Source organism: Agathobaculum desmolans ATCC 43058, from assembly GCF_000701665.1.
GTDB classification, from domain to species: Bacteria; Bacillota; Clostridia; order Oscillospirales; family Butyricicoccaceae; genus Agathobaculum; species Agathobaculum desmolans.
This window is the reverse complement of record NZ_JNJN01000093.1, coordinates 1-1,798: the sequence shown is the minus strand read 5'-3', so window position 1 is coordinate 1,798 and position 1,798 is coordinate 1. Positions and strand designations below refer to the sequence as shown.

The 1,798-nt window shown below is 44.5% G+C and carries 1 protein-coding gene; it reads right to left on the bottom strand.

Annotated features, from left to right (window positions below):
* Positions 1–762: 762 nt before the first annotated feature.
* On the bottom strand, positions 763–1,798 hold a 1,036-nt coding region (eutH, locus tag T363_RS0113700), incomplete at its 5' end, for an ethanolamine utilization protein EutH (protein WP_154658825.1).

The following is a 1,798-nucleotide window of genomic DNA, read 5'->3' as shown; positions in this document are numbered from 1 at the left end:
TTCTTTTCCTCATAACTATACCCCCTGATGTAGCTTATTTTCCTACATCAGGGGGTATTTTGTCACTGTCCGTTTTTACTGGTTCAGTTCATGCTGAAGCATGAGCCGGGTTTTGGTTTGTCGAAAAAGTATTTTATCGATGTGGGTGCTCACAATACGCGCAGCTGCACACATAAAATAGCATTTGCAGGGCAAATGCATAAAAGACACAAGGTGAATTGGCCGCAGGCCAAGAGAGGGTGGTCTGGACCATGCGCCTGACTTGCTCTTATTTTTTCGCCGCACGGCGGCGGAATAAGGTCAGAGGCCTACGGGCTTATACTTTGAGAGAGAAAAAGTTTCTGTATAGGAACTTTTTCTCGTCCATGTTTGGCGTAGTCCAAACATAGATTGTCGGAAAACGAAGTTGATATGGTACAATAAGTAACCTGTTGACAAAAGCCCTCTTATGCTCGCTTCTCCTCTGTAGCACCGGTGAGCAATCTCACCCCTCTCTCCTACGCTTAACTTTTCTCTTCTGCGCATAACAATGCTCCCTCCCTGATGACAGTTTTGTTTTTTCACTGTCTCTCATAGAGGGAGCATATCAGGGGACAGATAGCAGCGTTTTTACTTGCATCCAAAATCTATGGTTACACTTTAGCACTTATCAATAGATGATCTGCATCGAAATGTGCGAAATACTTAATACTTATCATGCTTTCTCACATGAAGCACGACTGTTACCACCTGTCCCGTGCATCGCACCCAATGAACTCTCCACTAAACGCTTTCAATATCATTTTTCCATCCGCGTGTCATAATACATGCAATTGCAATAGCACACACACCGGCAAGGAGTTTGCCTACAATCATGGGAGTAATCATATCCGGCTGTACACCAGCGGTAAACCCCAGATGATCTCCCAAAGCTGCAGTGGCCGGAACCAGCCACGCGACATTGATAACCTTTCCGCGTGGTCCCATATTTTTTATCATACCATAAACAGGTACCGAATTGGCTAAAGTGAAGATCAAACCACCTGCTGCGGCAGCATCAATCCCAAGCATTTTTCCAAACGCTACCAATGCTTTTTTCAAAATACGTGTAAGTAACTCTAATACAGGAAGAATACCGCCCAGCACAATAACGATAGAAGCTACGATCTCCATACCGGCCATCATCGTATCCGAATTTTCAAACAGCGGAACCGTGATACCTGTCAAATGCGTAAAAGAACCAATCATCATTCCAATAATTGCAATCCAACCCACGAAAGTTCCAAATGCACCCGCTCCTTTGTTCATCATATCCGGCGCAAATTTCAACCCTAACGCGAGCAGTAAAGAAAGAACAATAATCGGGATATTATTGATAATGACCTTGCCGGGTGCAAACCCTGCTACAATACCTCCCGCGATACTGCCCACAGGAATCGTGATCAATCCAATCAAAAGACCTTGAAAGAAGTAAGAGCGATCCTTTTTTTCAATGAGACCTAAACCTACGGGAAGGGAAAACACCAAAGTACATCCAAGCATAGCAGCTGTGATACACCCAGACATCAAACCAATTTCTTGATCCTGCGCCAAAGACATGGCCAGCGAATATCCACCCATATCATTGGCTATGATCGAAGCAAACATGGATGGATCCGCATGAATTAGATTAAATAACGGAATTAATAGTGGTTGGAGATATTGTGCCAAAATGGGAGCCAATACGTAAGCGTCAAATAGGACGGCGAATTGAAAGTGGACGCAGAGTGTGCCAGAATATGAGAGGAACTCACCGAGACTCACAGTGAGTCTCGGTGAG